1 pseudogene is annotated in these 407 nt (G+C 34.6%); it reads right to left on the bottom strand.

Annotated features, from left to right (window positions below):
* Nucleotides 1-42 precede the first annotated feature (42 nt).
* Nucleotides 43-407 (bottom strand): annotated as a pseudogene (locus tag HMPREF2578_RS07960) (IS6-like element IS257 family transposase); the annotation flags it as partial.

Below are 407 nucleotides of genomic sequence, written 5' to 3'. Positions count from 1 at the left end.
AAAAAATATAGCTAACCACTAATTTATCATGTCAGTGTTCGCTTAACTTGCTAGCATGATGCTAATTTCGTGGCATGGCGAAAATCCGTAGATCTGAAGAGACCTGCGGTTCTTTTTATATAGAGCGTAAATACATTCAATACCTTTTAAAGTATTCTTTGCTGTATTGATACTTTGATACCTTGTCTTTCTTACTTTAATATGACGGTGATCTTGCTCAATGAGGTTATTCAGATATTTCGATGTACAATGACAGTCAGGTTTAAGTTTAAAAGCTTTAATTACTTTAGCCATTGCTACCTTCGTTGAAGGTGCCTGATCTGTAATTACCTTTTGAGGTTTACCAAATTGTTTAATGAGACGTTTGATAAACGCATATGCTGAATGATTATCTCGTTGCTTACGCA

Origin of the sequence: Staphylococcus sp. HMSC072H03 (assembly GCF_001809305.1) — a bacterium.
GTDB lineage: Bacteria > Bacillota > Bacilli > Staphylococcales > Staphylococcaceae > Staphylococcus > Staphylococcus hominis.
Note: the sequence above shows the minus strand (reverse complement) of the source record. Positions and strands in the feature narration are given on the sequence as shown.